At 38.8% G+C, this 250-nt stretch carries 1 protein-coding gene; it reads left to right on the top strand.

Annotated features, from left to right (window positions below):
* Positions 1 to 250: transposase (locus tag FNH22_RS31855; RefSeq protein ID WP_143402583.1), on the top strand; the 250-nt coding region annotated here is incomplete at both ends.

Here is a 250-nt window from a genome sequence, read left to right as displayed (position 1 = left end):
ATAAGTTTTATCGATTCAACGCACTTGAAAGTATGTCATAATCGAAGGATACATCAGCACAGAACCTTCAAAACAGTAGCGGAAAGAGGGTTTTGTTCCATTGGATGGTTTTATGGCTTTAAGCGGCATCTGATCATCAATGACAAAGGAGAGATCATCGCTTTCTTTTTAACCAAAGGTAATGTAGATGACAGGAACCTTAAAGTGATGAAATCCATGACCGAAAACATGTTCGGGAAGCTATTTGCTG

The organism is Fulvivirga sp. M361, from assembly GCF_007097395.1.
Taxonomy (GTDB): domain Bacteria; phylum Bacteroidota; class Bacteroidia; order Cytophagales; family Cyclobacteriaceae; genus Fulvivirga.
Note: the sequence above shows the minus strand (reverse complement) of the source record. Positions and strands in the feature narration are given on the sequence as shown.